Origin of the sequence: Actinoplanes cyaneus (genome assembly GCF_016862095.1) — a bacterium.
GTDB lineage: Bacteria > Actinomycetota > Actinomycetes > Mycobacteriales > Micromonosporaceae > Actinoplanes > Actinoplanes cyaneus.
Window position 1 is genome coordinate 87,006 of record NZ_BOMH01000004.1, and the last position, 18,732, is coordinate 105,737.

Below are 18,732 nucleotides of genomic sequence, written 5' to 3' on the forward strand. Positions count from 1 at the left end.
GAAATCGGACTTCAGCAGCCGCCGAGGCCGAAGAGGCCGCCGCCGTTGCCGCCGCTCGCGATGCCGTTCAGGTTGATCAGACCGATCTGGGTGTTGCGCTGGGCGATCGACGTGTTGCAGTCGTTGTCGAAGCCATTGCCGAAGCCGTTGACGCCACCGTAGTAGCCGGCCGGGTAACCGACCGGGACCGGCACCGGGTACCAGCTGTCGCCGGCGGCCGCGCCACGGTGGCCGTGGCCGGAGGCGTGACCGGTGGAGTGCACGGACGCGGCGCTGCCGTGCTTCTTGCAGTTGGAGACGGCCGCAGCGGCGGGCCCGGCGGCGAGGGCGAGGCTCGCGCCGGTGGCCAGGAAGAGGCCGGCAGCGTACATAGCCGGACGACGCATGATGGTTCCTTTCGGACGTTGGTTTGACCTCCGCAAGCATGTCGCGCCCGCGCCCAGAATGCACGGATTTCCACCTAATAACACCGCAAGGCGCAGTATTTGCGCGAAGTGGCCACACCCGTCCTGACCAGGGACTAAGGTCGAGAGCGGCGAGCTGTGACCCCATTCCACGATCAGATCCTTTCCGGTGTACGACAGCAGGGCGGCCCCGTGCGGGACCGCCCTGTCGTCGTGCGCCCTCGGCGCGTGAGATCTCCGGTGACTGCTCCGCGAACCGGACGTCAGAGGCGAATACCGAGAAGGGCGTCGACCGTGCGAGCCATCAATGCCGGGGCGTCGGCGTCGTCCCCCGCGCCGGAGAGCGTCGCCTCGGCCCACGCGTCCACGACCGCCAGCGCCGCGGGAGCGTCCAGATCGTTGGTCAAGGCCTCGCGCACGGCATCGAGCAGGCCGGCGCCGGACGGGCCCGACGGAGCGGCCGCCGCCTCGCGCCACCGGGAAAGGCGCTGCTCACCGGCCTTACGGACGTCGTCCGTCCACTCCCGGTCGGAACGGTACTGCCCGGAGAGCAGGCCGAGACGGACCGCCATCGGGTCCACGCCGTCGGCCCGCAGGCGGGACACGAAGACCAGGTTGCCCTTGGACTTCGACATCTTCTCGCCCTGGAGCCCGATCATGCCGGCGTGCACATAGTGCCCAGCGAACGGCGCGGCGCCGGTCAGCACCTCGGCGTGCGCCGCGGAGCACTCGTGGTGCGGGTAGAGCAGGTCACTGCCACCGCCCTGGACGTCGATCGTGTCGCCGAGCAGGTTGAGCGCGATGGTGGCGCACTCGATGTGCCAGCCCGGGCGGCCGGGGCCCAGGTCGCCACCGTCCCACACCGGCTCGCCCTCCCGCGCGCCGCGCCACAGCAGCGGGTCGAGCGGGTCACGCTTGCCGGCGCGGTCCGGGTCACCGCCGCGCTCCGCGGAGAGCTGGATCATCTCCGGGCGGGACAGGTTCGACTCGTACCCCCAGCGGGGTGCTTTGGTGATGTCGAAATACACATCCCCGGTGCCGTCGTCGAGCCGGTACGCCGCGCCCCTGGTGACCAGCTCACGCACGTGCGCCACGATCGACGGGATCGACTCGACCGCGCCCACGTAGTGCGCCGGGGGGATGATCCGCAGCGCCTCCATGTCCTCCCGGAACAGCGCCGTCTCGCGCATCGCGAGGACCACCCAGTCCTCACCGTCGCGCTCGGCGCGCTCCAGCAGCGGATCGTCGATGTCGGTCACGTTCTGCACATAGGTGACCGTGCGGCCGGCATCCCGCCACAGGCGGTTGACCAGGTCGAACGCGATCATCGTGGCGGCGTGGCCGAGATGGGTGGCGTCGTAGGGGGTGATGCCGCAGACATACATCGTCGCGGTGTCACCCGGGGTGACCGGCTGCACCGACCGGCGCGCCGAGTCGTAGAGCTTCAGCGTGGGGGCGTCCCCCGGCAGGGTCGGCACGTCATGCCCGGTCCAAGCGTCCATGCTCGGAGCCTATCCAGCACTTGTCACACAGGCTCCGGGGCGTGACCTAAACCTCTGGATCAGCTCGGCGCAACGGTCATCGGGCCGCGGGCCGGACAAACGGACGAAGCTGGTCGGCACCGCTTGACTCTGCCCCTGGGGCAGACCTCAGGCTGGTTCCAGCGGCGGGGCAAGGCGGGCCCGGAAGCGGCGAGGCCGAGGGAAAGCAAGGCGGAGGGGGAGGCAGCGCGGAGGGGGAGGCAGCGCGGAGGAGTGAGGCGGGGCCGGGAGGACAGGCCGGCCGGGAGAAGACGCGGGCCGGGAAGCAACCGGGCACGAAGCAGCAAACAGGCCCCGGCGGAGTACGCGGGCCGGGCACCACACGGGCCGGGAGACAACGTGCGCCGGGAGACAACGTGCGCCGGGAGACAACGTGCGCCGGGAGACCGGCCAGGAAGGAAGGAGGTCAGATGGGCGGCCACGGAATGGCCGGCCAGTCAGTCGGTGGCTTGGGGAACCGCCCGGCCCGCAACAGCCGCTTCACCCGCAGTCCGACGTGCTGAACCTCGGAGATCGTCAGGTGTTCCCCGAGCGCCTCCCCCAACGCCCCGCCCAGCCCGGCCCGCACCTCCTCCAGCACGGCGACCGCCTCGTCGGGCAGCGGCCTCCCGGTCCAGCCCCACAGAACCGTGCGCAGCTTGTTCTCCACGTGGAAGCTGACACCGTGATCGACCCCGTGGATCGAGCCGGTGGCGGGGTAGAGCACGTGGCCGCCCTTGCGGTCGGCGTTGTTGATCACGGCGTCGAAGATCGCCAGCCGGGCCAGCCGCGGGTCGTCGGCGTGGGCCAGGGCGAACGCGTCGCCGTCGTCGTCGCGGGCCGCCGCCACCGGGAACCAGCCCTGCGGCACGTCGTAGGCCGGGACGAACCCGATCAGCCCCTCGGCCGCCTCCGGCTCGTCGATCCAGAGCTGCAGCGCTCCCGGCCCGAGCGGCCCGTCCCGCAGGATCGTCGGCGGCACCAGGCCCCACCTGGTCGCGCGCGACACCAGATACGCCGACACCTCCCGGCCGGCAAGCGTCCCGTCCGGGAAGTCCCACAGCGGGCGCTCGCCGCGCACCGGCTTGTACACACAACGCCGGGTCACCCCGCTCAGGGTGATCTCGGCACGCAGCGTGGTGTTCGAGGCGTCGACCAGGCGACCCTCGATCTCGATCTGGCCGCGCCCCAGCAACTCCAGCGCGTCGGCCTCGGCGAGCACCTCGGTCGGCTCGGCTGTCACCGGTGGTAGCCGTTGTGCCGGGGGCAGAGGTGACCGCCCGGGTCGAGCGGCTGACCGCAGAGCGGGCACGGCGGCCGTCCCGCGGCGACCACGCGACGGGCCCGGTCGATGAATGCCCTGGTCGCCTCGGGGGTCAGCCGGACCCGGAGACGGTCGAGGTCGTCATCCGGCTCCTCGTCGTCGCTCTCGCCCTCGTCGTCGTCCTCGGCGAGCGGGTCACCGGAGATCTCGACCTCCGCCTCACCGGCCTCGATCGCCTCGATCACGACCGTGGCGGTGTCGACGTCGAAGGCCAGCCCCAGCGTCCCGACCCGGAACTCCTCGTCGACCGGCGTGTCCAGCGGCTCGTTGTCGTGCACGGGCAGCAGCGGCACCTCCGGCAGCGTGACACCGAACCGCTTGTTCGCCTCGAGCAGCAACTCCTCGAGCTTCTCGGCGAGCAGCGACACCTGAACCTTCTCCAGGGCGACGCTGACGACCCGGCCGCCACCGCGTGCCTGGAGGAAGAAAGTCCGGTCCCCGGGCTCGCCCACCGTCCCGGCGACGAACCGCTCCGGCGGCTCGAAGGCATGCACTTGGTGGGTCATGGGGCCAACCCTATCCATCCCCGGCCGTCATCGCGCGGCCCGACGACCCCGGTTCGCCCTGGGCGCAACTGGGTGCACTCATCGCCCATCCGTCGGTCACCCAGGGTCGTCAGACGCCGCCTCCGGCACCCCCGCCGACGGCCGCGTCACTGCTTTCGGCGGGCTTCTCCCCGGCGGACTTCTTCGGTACGAGCGAAGCCAGCTCACCCGTGTCGTTCACGCGCACGAGGAACGGCCGGGTCGGCGTGTACCGGATCACCGTGATCGATGCTGGATCGGCCACGATCCGCTGGAACTGGTCGAGGTGCAGTCCCATCGCGTCGGCCACGATGGCCTTGATCACATCGCCGTGGCTGCACGCCAGCCAGATCGCCTCCGGACCGTGCTCGGCGGTCACCTTCTCGTCCCAGGTACGGATCGTCGCGATCCCGCGCGCCGACATCGCCGCCATCGACTCGCCGCCGGGGAACGTGACGGCACTCGGGTGCTGCTGGACGACCGGCCAGAGCGGCTCCTTGGCGAGCTCCTTGAGCGGGCGGCCCTCCCACTCGCCGTACCCGCACTCGGTCAGCCCCTCGTCGATCACCGGCTCGATCCCGGGCAGCGCCAGCCCGACCGTCTGCCGGCAGCGGATCAGCGGACTGGAGACGACCGCGGCCAGCGGGATCCCGGCGAGGCGGCCGGCGACCCCGGCGGCCTGGACGCGCCCGGTGTCGTCGAGCTCGACGGGACGGCGGCCGGCCAGTTCACCGGTCGCGTTCGCGGTGGTGCGGCCGTGCCGCAGGAGAAGAACGGTCGCCACTAGCGCGCCACGCCGGACTCGTCGTACGCCTGCGCCACGACACGCAGCGTCTCCAGGCCGGACTGCAGGTCGCCGACGTACGGGCTGATCGACAACGTGCCGACGCCCGCCGCGGCGTACTCCTTGATCCGTTTGGTGATCCGGGCCTTGTCCCCGATGATCGAGGTGCGCTCGATGAACTCCTGGGGCACCGCCTCGGCGGCCTCGGCGACCTGCTTGTTCAGGTACAGGTCCTGGACTTTCTTGGCGGCGTCGGCGTACCCCATCCGTACCGCCAACTGGTTGTAGAAGTTCTGCTCGCGGCTGCCCATGCCGCCGATGTAGAGCGCCGCATACCACCGCACGACGTCGGCGCAGGCCGCGACGTCGTCGCCGACCACGACCGGCACGCTCGGGGCGACGTCGAAGCCGGTCAGCCCCTGGCCGTGCTTGGCGCGGCCGGCCGCGATGTGCCGCAGCTGGTCGTCGGCGGCGTCCGGGGCGAAGAAGATGGCCAGCCAGCCGTCCGCGATCTCGCCGGCGAGCTCCAGGTTCTTCGGGCCGACCGCGGCCAGGTAGATCGGGATCTCGGTGCGCGGCGGGTGGAAGCCGAGCTTGATCGCCTTGCCTGCGCCGCCGGGCATCGGCAGCTGGTAGTGCTCGCCGTCGTACTGCACCCGCTCGCGGCGCAGCGCCATCTTGACGATGTCGACATATTCCCTGGTACGAGCGAGCGGCTTGGCGAACTTGACGCCGTGCCAGCCCTCGGAGACCTGCGGGCCGGAGACGCCGAGCCCGAGCCGGAAGCGGCTGCCGGAGAGCGTGTCCAGCGTCGCCGCGGTCATCGCGGTCATCGCCGGGGTGCGCGCCGGGATCTGCAGCACCGCGGACCCGACGTCGATCTTCTCCGTCTGGCCGGCGATCCAGGCCAGCATGCTCACCGTGTCCGACCCGTAGGCCTCGGCGGCCCAGACCACCGAGTATCCGAGCCGGTCGGCCTCCTGGGCCATGGCGAGATGGTCGGCGGGCGTGCTCCACGCCGTTTGATAGCCGAGGCTGAGTCCGAGCCGCACTGCCCTGCCCTTCGCGAGACCGACGTGAACGAGACAAACCTGAAAGACAAGATCTTGGTGGTACGAACGCAAGCCTACTGATGGGAACCCGTCACGTTTCCGTCCGGTAACCGACGCACCCGGTCGAGCCGGAGGATTTCTTTGTCGAGCAGGTCTGAATAAGGTTCACTACATGCACCAGCGACCGCTCGGCCGAAGCGGGCTAGCGGTCTCGCGGCTCGCGCTCGGCACCATGACCTGGGGACGCGACACCGACCCCGACGACGCGGCCGAGCAGATGAAGCTGTTCCTCGAGGCGGGCGGCACTCTGATCGACACCGCCGACGTGTACGGCAACGGCGACGCCGAGGCGGTGATCGGTTCCCTTCTCGACCACCTCGTCCCCCGCGACGAGGTGGTGATCGCCACGAAGGCAGGGCTGACCCCGCACGGCTGGCGGGCCCGCGACGGCTCGCGGGGCAACCTGCTGCGGTCGCTCGACGCGTCGCTGCGCCGGCTCGGCACCGACTACGTGGATCTGTGGCAGGTGCACGGCTACGACTCCCAGACCCCGTTCGAGGAGACGCTGTCCGCTCTCGATCACGCGGTGACCAGCGGGAAGGTGCGCTATGTCGGCGTGTCCAACTTCGCGGCGTGGCAGACCGCACGCGCCGCGACCTGGCAGTCGGCGTACCCGAATCGCGCCCCGATCGTCGCCGCCCAGATGGAGTACTCGCTGCTCGAGCGCGGCATCGAGCGTGAGCTGCTGCCGGCCGCGGCCGCGCTCGGCTTCGGCGTGCTGGCCTGGTCGCCGCTGGGCCGTGGCGTGCTGACCGGGAAGTACCGCAACGGCCGGCCGCTCGACTCGCGGGCCGCGTCCGAGCACTACGCGCCGTTCGTGCAGACCTATCTGGAGCCGCGCAGCTCCAGCATCGTCGAGGCGGTCGTGATCGCGGCCGGCGGCCTCGGCGTGTCACCGCTGGAGGTGGCGCTCGCCTGGGTCCGCGACCGTCCCGGCCTGGCCGCGGTGATCCTCGGCGCCCGCACCGCCGGGCAGTTGCAGGGCGCGCTGCGCAGCGAGGATCTGACGTTGCCGGCCGAGATCGCGTTCGCGTTGGAGGACGTGTCGGCGATCGACGTCGGCTACCCGGAGCGCGAGGGCGCCGGCGACCCCCACGGCATCCTCTGACCGGACGTCCTCCGCCACCTCGCGTCCACGTGGCACGTCGCGGCTGAACCTGCCGGGGCCGGCCGGCGTTCATATCGTTGCCTGTCGACGTGAGGAGTTCCGCTGTGTCCGTGCCACCCGCTATCGAGGCGCGACGGCTCGCTCGTGCTGCTGGTCGCCGGCCTCGGAGGCATGCCGGCCAGGGCGGCGACCTGTCCAGTGTTCCGCTCGCGGAGATCACGTTCGACGAGCCCGGCACACGTGTGAGCAGTAGGGGCGGATGACCGCCAACCCGGGCATGGCGCGCGCAGTGCTCGACGGACGCTCGAGGACGATCCCCGGGCCTGAGCCGTCCGGGAATGATCATCAGGAGCCGCTGGTCAACGCTTGTCGAAGGTCCCGGCGGAGAGGCATTCTGGTCGGCATGGACTACGAATATGCGCCCCTGCGGTTGCCTTCGAACGTCGATCGCCTGACCGTGGCAGCGCGGCTCGCGATCCAGGCGGAGTTCTCGGGGTGGGAGCTCGCCAGGGTCCAGCTCTTCGCGGACGGCACCCGCAAGGTGATGCTCCGCCGGCGGATCCAGCCGACCCCCCAGCCCGGCCTCAGTTACTGAGAAAAGCCCGCCCGGCCTGAGCCGAGCGGGCTTTTCTCTGTGACCGCGCCCATCACGCATGGCGCCCGGGCGGAGCGAGGCAATCAAGAATGGTTGTGCCCGGCGTGGTCGTCCTCGTCCTCGGGCAGGAACGGGTGCTCGTCGAGACGTCCGACGAGCTGGTCGCCCTCGGCCGGCGCGAACGGGCCGGAGCCGTCGGCGTCGTCGAACGCCTCGAGGTCCAGCGGCTCGTCGACCTCGGTCACGGTGAGCAGGCCGTCGAGCGGCTCCAGCTCCGGCACGTCCAGCGACGAGAGCGACCCGTCGCCGGCCTGGAGCAGCTCCAGCACAGCCTCGCCGACCGATTCGACCGGGCCGACCTCTTCGTCCTCGGGCACGGAGCCGCGCCGGGCGTTCTCCGCGACCTTCAGCAGGGCGGAGACGCTGGGCACCCGGTAGTCGCGGCGCTGCCGGACCGAGATGACCTGCGGGTACGGGTCACCGGCCCCGGCGTCGCCGGCCTGGTCTGCGAGGAAGCGCTGGTCCGCCTCGTCCGGGTCGATCGACTCGACGTCCCACGGCGTGACCTCGCCGAAGGCGTCGAGCAGCTTCTCGTCGTACGCGAAGGAGGCGTTGTTGAGATCGACGTACGCCTGCCAGACGTCGTCGTCGTCGATGCGCCCCGCGGCAGCCTTCACGGCGGTGAGGTGCGCGCGCGCCGCCTCCACCACCCGCTCGAGGGCGGCGTCGAGCTCCGCGTTCTGGTCGCTCATGTTGTTGGGGGTCCTTCCGGATCTAGCTGTTCCGAAGCAGTCGGTCGAGAACACGCACGCCGAACTTTAGACCCTCCACGGGCACGCGCTCGTCGATGCCGTGGAACAGGGCGGCGAAGTTCAGGTCGGGCGGAAGTTGCAACGGGGCGAACCCGAAGCATCGGATGCCCAGGGTGCTGAACGCTTTCGCGTCGGTTCCCCCGGACATCAGGTACGGCACGGTACGCGCACCGGGGTCCTCGGCGCGCAGCGCCGCGCCCATCGCGTCCACCAGCGGCCCGCCGAACTCGGTCTCCACGGCCGGTTGCCGGTGCACGTGCTCGATCTCCACGTCCGGCCCGATGATCTCACGGAGCTCGGCGAGGAACGATTCCGCCTGGCCGGGGAGGGTGCGGCAGTCCACGGTGGCGGACGCCTTGCCGGGGATCACGTTGTCCTTGTAGCCGGCTTCGAGACGCGTCGGGTTGGCCGTGTTGCGGATGGTCGCGCCGATCAGGTTGGCGATCGGGCCGAGCTTGGCGATCGCGATCTCCGGGTCGGCCGGGTCGATGTCGATCCCCAGTGCCTCGCCGACCTGTTCGAGGAACGCGCGCACGGTCGGCGTGACGACGACCGGGAACTTGTGCCGGCCGACCGCCGCGACCGCTTCGGCCAGCGCGGTCACCGCGTTGTCGTCGTGGATGAACGAGCCGTGCCCGGGCCGGCCGTTGGCGTGCAGGCGCAGCCAGTCGAGCCCCTTCTCGGCGGTCTGCACCAGGTACAGCCGGAGGTCGTCGTTGACGGTGTACGAGTACCCGCCGACCTCGCCGATCGCCTCCGTGCACCCCTCGAACAGGCCGGGGTGGTTCTGCACCAGCCACTGCGAGCCGTACTCCATCCCGGCTTCCTCGTCGGCGGTGTACGCCAGCACGATGTCCCGGGGCGGGGTGTATCCGACGCGCTGCCACTCGCGGACGACGGCGAGCACCATCGCGTCGAAGTCCTTCATGTCGACGGCGCCGCGGCCCCACAGGTACCCGTCCTTGATCTCGCCGGAGAACGGGTCGACGGACCATTCGCGCTTGTCGGCCGGCACCACGTCGAGGTGGCCGTGGACCAGCAGCGCGCCGCGGGTGCGGTCGGCGCCGGGGATCCGGGCGACCAGGTTGGCGCGCGTGGGGGCCGACTCCAGCAGGCGGGACTCGATGCCGGCGTCGGCGAGCTTCTCGGCGACGTACTCGGCGGCGACCCGCTCCCCCACGGTGGTCCGCGGGTCTCCGGTGTTGGTGGTGTCGATGCGCAGCAGGTCCTGGCAGAGGGTGATGACCTCGTCCACGGCGGAGGTGTTCATCCGCCCTTCTTACCAGCAAAGTGTTGCTGGCCTTCAATTCCGATCTTCGGGTGGCGGGCGGGGCGGTCGGACGGGTTTGAGAGGAACGGCATACCGGGTACCGGCGCGGTCATGTCTGACGTGAATCTTCCCCCGCTCCCGCCGGTCGAGGGCGCCGTGTCCGGGCGCAACGTCGTCGATGTCCTGGACGAGCAGCACCGCGAGATCCTCGGCCTGTTCGCCGGCGAGATGTCCGACAAGGCGTACGAGGTTCTCGTCGCCACCCTGTCCCGGCACCTCTCCGCCGAGGAGCAGTATCTCTACCCCGCCGTCCGCACCGCCGTCCCGGACGGTGACCGCATCGCCGACCGGGAGCTGGCCGAGGACCGTGAGCTGCTCACGCTCCTGCGGGACCGGTCGCGCCTGGACGAGCTGGGCGAGGCGGTGCGCCGGCACGTCGACGCGGATCGCAGCGAGCTGTTCCCGTTGCTGATGCAGATGGTCCCGGCGGACGACATGATCCGGCTGGGCAACCGGGTGGAGACCGCCCAGGAGGCCGCGCCGACCCGGCCGCACCTGTCGACCCCGGTCACGCCGCCGTGGAACAAGGTCGTCGACCCGCTCGTCGGCATGGTCGACAAGCTGCGCGACGTGGCGACCGGGCGCACGACGTACACGCACAATCTGTAAATGCACGTTGACTTAACTACCGTTTAGTCGGGAACATCCCGCTACTTAACCGGTTTGACACAAAGTACCGATCTTCGCACACAGTTCAGGGCTAGCCTTCGATACGTTTCTAGTCCTAACGTCACGCTATGAACCTGGAGCTGCGGCATCTGAAGGTGGTCTGCGCCATCGCGGAGACCGGCAGCGTCACCAAGGCCGCGTCACAACTCGGCCTGGCCCAACCAGCGCTCACCGCCCAACTGCAGCGGATCGAGCGCACACTCGGCGGCCCGCTCTTCGACCGGGACAGGCGCGGCGCCCGGCCCACGGCGCTCGGCGAGCTGGTGCTGTCCCGGGCCCGGGTGCTGCTGCCGGCGATGAAGGGCCTGCAGGACGAGGCGCTCCGGCTGGCGGCCGGCGGCACGTCCCGGATGACGCGGTACCGGATGGGCGCGATCGGCGGGCCGGTCTTCGCGCACCTGCTGCACCGGCTCTCCGCCGCGCAGCCGGAGTCGCAGATCTCGACCTACGCGTCCTACTCCGTCGACGAGCTGGCCACCATGGCGTTCAACGGCAAGCTCGACTTCGCCCAGGTCGGCGTCTGCGGCGACGCCCTGCCGTCGGCCGAGTTCGGCCTGGTCTGGGACACCATCGCGGTCGACGCGGTCTGCGTCCTGATGCCCGAGGACCACCCGCAGGCCAAGGGCGCCGAGGTCGACCTGGCCGAGCTCGCCGACGAGCAGTGGTCCGCCGCCCCGGGCGACGGCTGCTTCGAGACCTGCTTCGCCGCCGCCTGTGCCCGGGCCGGCTTCGCGCCGCGCCGCGTCCTGGAGACCGACGTCCGCGCCTGCATCGACATGGTCGAGCTGGGCGTCGCGATCGGCCTGTGCCAGCCGACGTTCCGCCCACCCGCCGGCCTGACGACCCGCCCGCTCAAGGGCGCCCCGCTGCGCTGGCGCCTGATCCTCGGCTGGCACCCCGACTCCCCCGCCGCCCGGTCCGCGCCGAAGGTCCTGGAGCTGGCCCGCGACGCCTACCAGGACGTCATCTCCCGCAACGAGGACTACGTCGCCTGGACCCGCGATCACCCCAACCTGGGCGGCACCCACCTCGCCGCCGCCTGAGCCCCTCAAGATCAGAATCTTCAGGTCCTACGTCCGCCGTGGTCCCTCTGGGCTGCTCCCGCGGGGACCCTTCCGGGCTGAGCAGGGCGCTGGCGCGCCCAGAACGCTCAGCCCGCAAGGGCGGCCTCCATGGTGGGGCACGGTCACTGCACAAGACCAGTCGACGCCCCCGACCTCCTCCGCCCACCCCCGTGCCACGCCACCCGCAAGCCCCAGCCCGGTCCCGCCCACGCCGCGCCCTCCCAGCTGGTGCTCACGGTCGTTATCGGGCTGCATAACAACCCTCACCACCAGCCGGAAGCCGCCACCGCCCGCGACCCCGGCCCCCAACGCGCGTCACGCCCCCGGCTGGCGCTCACGGTTGTTATCGGGCGCGATAACAACCGTGAGGGCCAGCCCACGCCCACGGGCTGGCTTTCAGGGTTGCTTCCGGCCCCGGAAACAACCCTGAGCGCCAGCCGAGCTGCCGCGAGGCCACGCGTCAGGCGGTGTCGCCGCCGCGGAGACGGTCCAGCTCGGCGAGGTACAGCGCCTGCAGGTGATCGAAGTGCCGGACCAGCAGCCGGAGGTCGTCGACGCTGTAGCCCTCGATCAGCTGCTTCGCCCGCCCGGCGAACCGCTCGTACGGCTGCTCCAGCTCGGCGGCCCGCTCCGCCCGCAGGGTGACGATCACCCGGCGCCGGTCCGCCGGGTCCCGTTCGGCGGTGACCCAGCCGGCCTGCTGGAGCCGGCGCAGCATGCTGGTTACCGCCCCGGTGGTGAGGTTGGTCCGCTCGGCGACCTGTCCCGCGGTGGCGGATCCCACGTCCGCCAGATGGTCCAGGCATTCCAGGTCACTCACGGTCAGGCCGAGCCGGTCCGCGACGGCGTACCGGAACACCATGGACAGCCGCGAGTTCTCCCGCCCGGCGCGCATCAGGTCGGCGATCGCGGAGGCCCGGGCCGGCTCGTGGGACATGCGCGCAATCATGCCTCCGGCACGGTGACCCGGTGCAGCCGAGGTAGCACCCTGGTCAGCACCCAGTGCGGTGCGGCCGCGCCCCCGGTGAGGCGGCGCATCAGCCCGGCAGCGGTGTCGACGGCCCGGAAGGCGTAGGGCACCATCTCGTCCTGGTAAGCGGCGATCGCCTCCTCCACCGGAGTGCCGCTCGCGCGGGCCTCGACGAGCCGGTGGCCGAGCAGGGCGGCGTCACGCAGCGCGGTGTTGCCGCCGTGCGCGCCGAACGGCGGCATGACGTGGACGGCGTCGCCCATCATCGTGGCCCGGGGCACCGCCCACTGCCGCGGGCGCCGGCCGGTGGCGAAGAGGTTGAGCACCGTGGCGTCCAGCTCGGCCGTGTCGACCAGCCGCCGGACGACCGGGTGGAAGTCGGCGCTCATCCGGGCGGCCAGGTCCCGCATCGCCAGCAGGTTCCCGCGGACGCTGACCGGCACCTCCTCCTGCCGGAGCAGCAGTCCCCACATGACGTAGTCGTCGCCGGTGGGCGCGTAACTGCCCGGGGCCAGGCGTGCGAACGCCTCCCGCGGGCGCTCGCCGAACCACATGGAGGTGAAGAAGAAGGCGCGGCCCACCTCGTCGGCGATGGCCAGGACCCCGCTGGTGCGCAGCGCCTCCGGGATGACACTCCGGCCGTCACGCCGCAGGGGCGACCGGCCGTAGACGCCCGCCATCGGGGTGTTCTCCGGTTCCGCGTCCGGGGTGAGCTGCGCGCGCAGTGCCGAGCCGACCCCGTCGGCGCCCACCACCACGCTCGCCGTGACGGCCCCGCCGTCGGCGAACCGCAGCCGCAGCCCGGCCGGGCCGCCGTGGTCCACCCCGACGGCGGCCTTGCCGTAGTGGATGCGCCCGTGCAGCCCGGACATCAGGATCGATCGCAGGGTGAGCCGGTCGACCTGGCGGGTCGCGTGCGGTTCGTCCTTGAAGGTGATCGTGAAGGCGTCGCGCAGCCGGCTGTCGGTGAAGCGCAGGTGCCCGCCGGGCTCGTCGCCGGTGGCCAGCGCCAGGCGGTACAGCGGGCGGGGCAGGCTCTCGCGCAGCGCCTCCAGCCCGTACCGGTCGAGGATGATCCGGTAGCCCTGCTGCCTGATGAAGGGGCCGGGGTCCCGCTCGTAGACATGCACGTCGATGCCGGCGCGCATCAGGTACTGGGCGAGGCAGAGGCCGGAGAGTCCGGCCCCGGCGATTGCCACCGAGAAGTCCGTCGATATGGCCATGCGGTTATCTTAATGACTAAGATGATTTCGACAAGGCCGCCCGCAAGGTCATCGGCAAGGTCGCCGACGGGCACGGCGACGACGACAACGGCGCCGGACCCGAAGGCCCGGCGCCGTTCCCGGTGATTACCTCACCGCGCGCTCAGCGACGCCGACTCGACGTCGAACGTCAGCGCCCCGTCCCGGGCGTCCACCCGCACGGTCTGCCCCGGCGCCAGATCCGCCGCCAGCAGCAGCTTCGACAGCCGGTTGTCCAGCTCCCGCTGGATGGTCCGGCGCAGCGGCCGGGCCCCGAACTCGGGCTGGTACCCCCGGTCCGCCAGCCAGTCGACCGCCGCCGTGGTGATCTCCAGCGTCACGTCCTGGGCGTGCAACCGCCGCCGGGTCGACTCCAGCAGCATCTCGGTGATCTTCCGGAGCTGGTCGGTCTCCAGCTGCCGGAAGATGATGATCTCGTCGATGCGGTTGATGAACTCCGGCCGCAGCTGCTCCTTGAGCCGCCGGTCGATCCGGTCGTGGAGCTCGTCGCCGGCCTCCCCGCCACCGAACCCGACGCTGCGGGTGGTGCCGCTGATCAGGTCGGACCCGAGGTTGCTGGTCATGATCAGGACGGTGTTTTTGAAGCTGACGGTCCGCCCCTGACTGTCGGTCAGGCGCCCGTCGTCGAGCACCTGCAGCAGGATGTTGAACACGTCCGGATGGGCCTTCTCGATCTCGTCGAGGAGCACCACGCTGTACGGCCTGCGCCGCACCGCCTCGGTCAACTGCCCCGCCTCGTCGTAGCCGACGTATCCGGGCGGCGCCCCGACCAGGCGCGACACCGTGTGCCGCTCCTGGAACTCGCTCATGTCGAGCCGGATCATCCGGTCGGCGTCACCGAACAGCGCCTCCGCGAGCGACCGCGCCAGCTCGGTCTTGCCGACCCCGGTCGGGCCGAGGAACAGGAAGCTGCCCACCGGCCGGTCCGGGTCGCCCAGCCCGGCACGCGAGCGGCGAACCGCCTCGGCGACCGCGCTGACCGCGTCCTCCTGGCCGATCACGTGCTCGTGCAGGTGCTGCTCCAGCCGGAGCAGGCGGTCCCGCTCGGCTTCGGTCAGCTGCGCGACCGGGATGCCGGTGGCCCGGGAGACCACCTCGGCGATGTCCGCCTCGGTGACCCGCGGAACCCCGTCGGCACCCGCCCCGGCGCCGGCGATCTGCGCCTTCAGCTCGTTGATCCGGTCCCTGAGCTGCGACGCGACCTCGTAGTTCTCCGCGTGCACGGCCTGGTCCCGGTCCCGCGTGAGCTGCTCCAGCTCACGCTCCTGCTCACGCAGGTTGGCGTCGGGCGTCTTGACGCGCAGCCGCACCCGCGCGCCGGCCTGGTCGACCAGGTCGATCGCCTTGTCCGGCAGGAACCGGTCGGTGATGTACCGGTCGGAGAGCACCACGGCGGCGTCGAGCGCCTCGTCGGTGATCCGCACCTGGTGGTGCGCCTCGTAGTTGTCCCGCAGCCCGCGCAGGATCGCGACGGCGTCCTCCACGGTCGGCTCGCCGACCAGCACCGGCTGGAAGCGACGGGCCAGCGCCGCGTCCTTCTCGATGTTCTTCCGGTACTCGTCGAGGGTGGTCGCGCCGATGACCCGCAGCTTGCCGCGGGCCAGGGCCGGCTTGAGCATGTTGCCGGCGTCCATCCCGCCGCCCTCGCCGCCACCACCGGCGCCGACCAGGGTGTGGATCTCGTCCATGAAGACGACCAGATCGTCCCCGGACGCCTGGATCTCGTCGATGATCTTGCGGAGCCGCTCCTCGAAGTCGCCGCGGTACCGCGTGCCGGCGACCAGGCCGGCCAGGTCCAGCTGGACGACCCGCTTGTCCTGCAGGGTCAGCGGCACCTCGCCGTCCACGATCCGCTGGGCCAGGCCCTCGACGATCGCGGTCTTGCCGACGCCGGCCTCACCGATCAGGACCGGGTTGTTCTTGGTGCGCCGGGACAGGATCTCGATGGCCTGCTCGATCTCGTCGGCCCGGCCGATCACCGGGTCGATCTCGCCGCGCCGGGCCACCTCGGTCAGGTCCACGCCGAACTGCTCCAGCGTCGGCGTCGCCGCGTTGCTGCCGCGCCCGCCACCGCGGGACCCGCCCTGCCCACCGCCGGTCGGGCCGGCCGGGGTCTCCGGGTTCGGGATCGCGCGCGGGTCGAGACGGCCGGCCAGCAGGCGCCCGGCGGCCGAGTCGGTGTTCAGGCCGAGCGCCATCAGGATGTGCTCCGGCCCGATGTAGGACGCGCCCACCGCGCGGGAGATCTGCAGGCTGTCCAGCAGCGCGCGCTTGGCAGCCGGGGTCAGCGCGACCTGCTCGGGGTGGTCACGGCCGGGCGCTCCCATGTCGGCACGCCGGTTCGCCGCGGCGGTCCGGGCCGCGTCGTCGGCGCCACCGAGGCGCGTGTCCAGCTCGCCGAGCAGGACCTGCGGGTCGACGCCGGCCCGGCGCACGGTCTGCTTCATCGGCTCCTGCTGCAGGACGGCCCAGAGCAGGTGATCGGTGTCCAGGTCGGCGAGTCCGCCGTCGCCGGCCCCCAGGTCCGCGGCGCGCCGGGCGGCGTCGGCCAGCACCTGGCGTGCGTCGTTGCTCATGTAGCGGGCGATGTCGATCCGCTGCGACGCCCGGCGCGGCTCGGCCGCACCGAAGAAGCGCGCCAACAGGTCGTCCCACTGACCGGGGCCACCCGGCCCCAACGGTCCGATGCTCATCAGTCCCTCTTCCCCTGGTACTCCACCGGCGGCTCAATACCCGCCACCGACTGTTAGAAGCGCATGAGACGGGACGCTGATTCCCGTTCCTCGCAAAAAGTTGACAGGGGTACGCTCAACTTCATGTCCGACCCCCTGACGCCCGCCTTCCGGGAACCCGCCTTCCCCGAAGCCGTGCCCACGTCACCGGAGTCCCCGTTTCAGGTAGCCACATCACAGGCGGCCGTGTCCGGTGAACCGGAGTCTCCGCCGCTGATCGTCGTGGACGGGGCGAACGTGGTCGGCTCGGTCCCGGACGGCTGGTGGCGCGATCGGGCCGGTGCCGCGGTCCGGCTGCGGGACCGTCTGGCGGCGCTGCCGGCCACCGGGCTGGGCGGCATCCCGGCGCCGGTCGAGGTGATCCTGGTGGTCGAGGGCAAGGCCCGGGACATCCCGCAGGGCCCGCCCGGCGTGCGCATCGAGCGCGCTTCCGGCTCCGGCGACGACAAGATCATCGAGTTGGTACGGGGTGAGCCCCGCCCCCGCCGCATCGTCGTCGTCACCGCCGACCGCGGCCTTCGTGACCGTGCCGTGGCCCTCGGCGCCGAGATCCTCGGGCCGTCCGCGGTGCCCCGCTGACCCGTCACCCCGGCCGCCGAGCCCAGGCCGGCCGAGGTCCCGACGCCGGTCACCCACCGAGCCCGAGCCGCCCGCCCGGCGCCGGTCACCCACCCCGCGTGAGCGGCCCGCCCGACGGGAGCCGCCAGCGGGCACGGGCCGCCCGGTCAGCGCTGCGTCACGGTTTCTGGCGCGGGTCACGGTTCGGGCTGGTTCTCATGGGCGTTATTCGTGCCTCATAACGCCCATGAGAACCAGCCGGGAGCGCGGGCGCGCTGCTGGCGTGACCACGGCGGACGTCGCGGACCTCGACGGGCGGGGCTTCTCGGGAAGGGGTAGGGGTGGGTGGATCTGTTGCTCTGACCGTGAGCCGCGGCGGAGGCCGCCCCGGAGGGGTGAGCGTTCTGGGCGCCCCGCGCCCTGCTCAGCCCGCAGGGGTCCCCGCGGGAGCGACGATCCGGACCACGGCGGACGTGGGAAATGATGATTGTGATCTTGAATGGGGGTAAGAGTATGGGTGGGGGTCGGCTGCCGGGCCAAAGGTGGCATGATCCACAATGGACGTCGCCGGAAATCGTGTCCCACCTGCGCGATCACCCCTGTCGATCGTCGGACTGCTGGTGCGTCTTTTTGCTCCGTAAGGTGCGAAAAGGCGCGGCCGAGGGGAACACGGACCGGGCTGGGCGTTACGCTGGAGTCGCAAGTGGGTTGAGTTACAGGAGGCCGAACGGGTGGCCAGTGTCGCCGAGCTCAGAGCGGCCGTGGATGCCGCTGTCCAGCAGGTGAACGAGGGGCAGGCGGCGATACAGGCGGCTCGGGAGAAGCTCGGCGAGGCTCAGCAGAGCCTGGCCGCCGCGCTGGAGGGTGGCGCGCACGAGGCCGTCGGCACCGCTCAGGCCTCGCTCTCCCAGGCCGACCAGCAGCTCGAGGAGTGCTTCAGCGCGACCCAGGTCGCGATCGAGGCCGCCCAGAACTACACGGCGATGCTCTGACGCGATGTCAGTCCTGGAAGATCTCGGCGCCCAGCTCCGGGCCGCCTCGGGCGAGTTGCCCGACGGGCTGGTCGTCAAGGCCATGGAGAAACTGCGCGCCGCCACCGAGCTGCTGAACTGGGTGCGTGAGGCGTCCGAGCAGAAGATCGGCGTGCCCGAGCTGGGTAACGCGACCGAGCACGCCGAGCGGGCGGCCGCCGCGCTGCGCCTCGCCGAGGACGCGATCGAGGCCTATCTTGCCGTGCTCGGTCTCGGCGGGGTTCCCGGCGCGCCACGTGGCCAGGAGTGGCGCGAGTCGGTGCGGCCCGACGAGCCGCGCGAGCCCGCGGAGTCCGGGCCGCGGCCGGAGACGCCGGAGCGTCTGGGTCCCTGGTGGCAGGCGCGCGTCGCCGAGCTCACCGGCGAGCCGGCCCCGGAGCGGAGCGGCGACCAGCCGAGCGGGGATCAACAGGGCGGGGATCAGCGGGCCGGGACCACCGGCACCGCAGATCTGCTGCGCCGGGTGGCGGCCGGGGTCCGCGCCGGCGACCGGGCCCGCCTCGGCCGTGAGCTGCACGGCGTGAACGCCGCGACCGGCCTCGGGCTGTCCGCGATGACTCCGCCGGTCCTGCACCGGCTCGCCGGCGACCTGCTCGGGCACGAGCCGCGCCCGGAGGACGTGCCCCGGCTGCGCAGCGCCGCCGAGGGCCGGGTCCGGTCGCTGCTGCCGGGCACCTCGCCGGCCGTGCTGGAGACGCTGATCGACCGGATCTGCCGGGTGCCGGCGACCGAGCGAGGCGACCGGCCGGCCCCGCACCCGGCGGACAGCGCGGTGACCGCGAGCGTGCTGACCGGGGTGCTGCTGGCCCGGCTCGGCCGGGACGCGGACGCGCTGGACCCGAGCGCACCGGAACCCGTGCGTCCTCGGGAAGAGGCCGGTGAGCAGGCTTGATGATCTCACGGGGCAGGGTAACGACGACGATTCCGGCGGGC

General features: G+C 71.7%; 18 protein-coding genes. 7 read left to right on the top strand and 11 right to left on the bottom strand.

Features of this window, described 5'->3' with window-relative positions; all coding sequences use genetic code 11:
* Positions 1 to 11: 11 nt before the first annotated feature.
* From Acy02nite_RS03105 to Acy02nite_RS03130, 6 genes are all read right to left on the bottom strand, one after another.
* Positions 12 to 386: a hypothetical protein gene (locus Acy02nite_RS03105; RefSeq protein WP_203738226.1), complete on the bottom strand. Its 375-nt coding sequence runs from the start codon at positions 384 to 386 to the stop codon at positions 12 to 14.
* A gap of 281 nt (positions 387 to 667) precedes the next feature.
* The gene (mshC, locus tag Acy02nite_RS03110; RefSeq protein ID WP_203738227.1) at positions 668 to 1,906 is read right to left on the bottom strand and encodes a cysteine--1-D-myo-inosityl 2-amino-2-deoxy-alpha-D-glucopyranoside ligase; all 1,239 of its coding nucleotides are present in this window, start codon (positions 1,904 to 1,906) and stop codon (positions 668 to 670) included.
* A gap of 445 nt (positions 1,907 to 2,351) precedes the next feature.
* Entirely contained in the window at positions 2,352 to 3,167 is an 816-nt protein-coding gene (locus Acy02nite_RS03115) for an SCO1664 family protein (protein ID WP_203738228.1), read from the bottom strand.
* On the bottom strand, positions 3,164 to 3,754 hold the full coding sequence (locus Acy02nite_RS03120; RefSeq protein WP_203738229.1) for a DUF3090 domain-containing protein: 591 nt from the start codon (positions 3,752 to 3,754) through the stop codon (positions 3,164 to 3,166). Before Acy02nite_RS03120 ends, Acy02nite_RS03115 begins: the two co-directional genes overlap by 4 nt.
* A 109-nt stretch (positions 3,755 to 3,863) precedes the next feature.
* Positions 3,864 to 4,556 carry a histidine phosphatase family protein gene (locus Acy02nite_RS03125; protein WP_203738230.1) on the bottom strand — a complete coding sequence of 231 codons (693 nt, stop codon included), beginning with the start codon at positions 4,554 to 4,556 and terminating at the stop codon, positions 3,864 to 3,866.
* Positions 4,556 to 5,608: an LLM class F420-dependent oxidoreductase gene (locus Acy02nite_RS03130; protein ID WP_203738231.1), complete on the bottom strand. Its 1,053-nt coding sequence runs from the start codon at positions 5,606 to 5,608 to the stop codon at positions 4,556 to 4,558. Before Acy02nite_RS03130 ends, Acy02nite_RS03125 begins: the two co-directional genes overlap by 1 nt.
* Positions 5,609 to 5,780: 172 nt before the next feature.
* Between Acy02nite_RS03130 and Acy02nite_RS03135 the strand changes: the two genes are divergently transcribed.
* Entirely contained in the window at positions 5,781 to 6,776 is a 996-nt protein-coding gene (locus Acy02nite_RS03135; protein WP_203738232.1) for an aldo/keto reductase, read from the top strand.
* 403 nt (positions 6,777 to 7,179) lie between these two features.
* Positions 7,180 to 7,371, top strand: coding sequence for a DUF5703 family protein (locus Acy02nite_RS03140; protein ID WP_203738233.1), 192 nt, complete (start codon positions 7,180 to 7,182; stop codon positions 7,369 to 7,371).
* Between the two features lie 83 nt (positions 7,372 to 7,454).
* Here Acy02nite_RS03140 and Acy02nite_RS03145 read toward each other — a convergent pair whose 3' ends face one another.
* Together Acy02nite_RS03145 and Acy02nite_RS03150 are read right to left on the bottom strand one after the other, a co-directional pair.
* The gene (locus Acy02nite_RS03145) at positions 7,455 to 8,123 is read right to left on the bottom strand and encodes a hypothetical protein (protein ID WP_203738234.1); all 669 of its coding nucleotides are present in this window, start codon (positions 8,121 to 8,123) and stop codon (positions 7,455 to 7,457) included.
* Positions 8,124 to 8,145: 22 nt separating this feature from the next.
* Positions 8,146 to 9,453 carry a M20/M25/M40 family metallo-hydrolase gene (locus Acy02nite_RS03150; RefSeq protein ID WP_203738235.1) on the bottom strand — a complete coding sequence of 436 codons (1,308 nt, stop codon included), beginning with the start codon at positions 9,451 to 9,453 and terminating at the stop codon, positions 8,146 to 8,148.
* A gap of 111 nt (positions 9,454 to 9,564) precedes the next feature.
* On the opposite strand from Acy02nite_RS03150, the gene Acy02nite_RS03155 reads away from it, so the two are divergent.
* Positions 9,565 to 10,122, top strand: a complete 558-nt coding sequence (locus tag Acy02nite_RS03155) for a hemerythrin domain-containing protein (RefSeq protein ID WP_203738236.1) — start codon at positions 9,565 to 9,567, stop codon at positions 10,120 to 10,122.
* A gap of 128 nt (positions 10,123 to 10,250) precedes the next feature.
* A complete protein-coding gene (locus tag Acy02nite_RS03160; protein ID WP_203738237.1) occupies positions 10,251 to 11,225 on the top strand; it encodes a LysR family transcriptional regulator in 975 nt (324 codons plus the stop codon).
* Positions 11,226 to 11,706: 481 nt separating this feature from the next.
* Here the strand turns inward: Acy02nite_RS03160 and Acy02nite_RS03165 are convergent, their stop codons facing one another.
* The 3 genes from Acy02nite_RS03165 to Acy02nite_RS03175 form a co-directional block, all read right to left on the bottom strand.
* Entirely contained in the window at positions 11,707 to 12,183 is a 477-nt protein-coding gene (locus Acy02nite_RS03165; RefSeq protein ID WP_239174142.1) for a MarR family winged helix-turn-helix transcriptional regulator, read from the bottom strand.
* A gap of 8 nt (positions 12,184 to 12,191) precedes the next feature.
* Complete coding sequence (locus Acy02nite_RS03170; protein WP_203738239.1) at positions 12,192 to 13,439, bottom strand: FAD-dependent oxidoreductase; 1,248 nt, start codon at positions 13,437 to 13,439, stop codon at positions 12,192 to 12,194.
* A 131-nt stretch (positions 13,440 to 13,570) separates the two neighbouring features.
* Positions 13,571 to 16,171 (bottom strand): ATP-dependent Clp protease ATP-binding subunit, encoded by a 2,601-nt coding sequence (locus Acy02nite_RS03175; protein ID WP_203738240.1) that lies wholly within the window; start codon positions 16,169 to 16,171, stop codon positions 13,571 to 13,573.
* 225 nt (positions 16,172 to 16,396) lie between these two features.
* Between Acy02nite_RS03175 and Acy02nite_RS03180 the strand changes: the two genes are divergently transcribed.
* The 3 genes from Acy02nite_RS03180 to Acy02nite_RS03190 all read left to right on the top strand — a co-directional run bounded on the left by Acy02nite_RS03180 (position 16,397) and on the right by Acy02nite_RS03190 (position 18,691).
* Entirely contained in the window at positions 16,397 to 16,789 is a 393-nt protein-coding gene (locus Acy02nite_RS03180; RefSeq protein WP_203738339.1) for a PIN domain-containing protein, read from the top strand.
* A 710-nt stretch (positions 16,790 to 17,499) separates the two neighbouring features.
* A complete protein-coding gene (locus Acy02nite_RS03185; protein ID WP_203738241.1) occupies positions 17,500 to 17,760 on the top strand; it encodes a hypothetical protein in 261 nt (86 codons plus the stop codon).
* 4 nt (positions 17,761 to 17,764) lie between these two features.
* The gene (locus Acy02nite_RS03190; protein ID WP_203738242.1) at positions 17,765 to 18,691 is read left to right on the top strand and encodes a hypothetical protein; all 927 of its coding nucleotides are present in this window, start codon (positions 17,765 to 17,767) and stop codon (positions 18,689 to 18,691) included.
* Positions 18,692 to 18,732 lie beyond the last annotated feature (41 nt).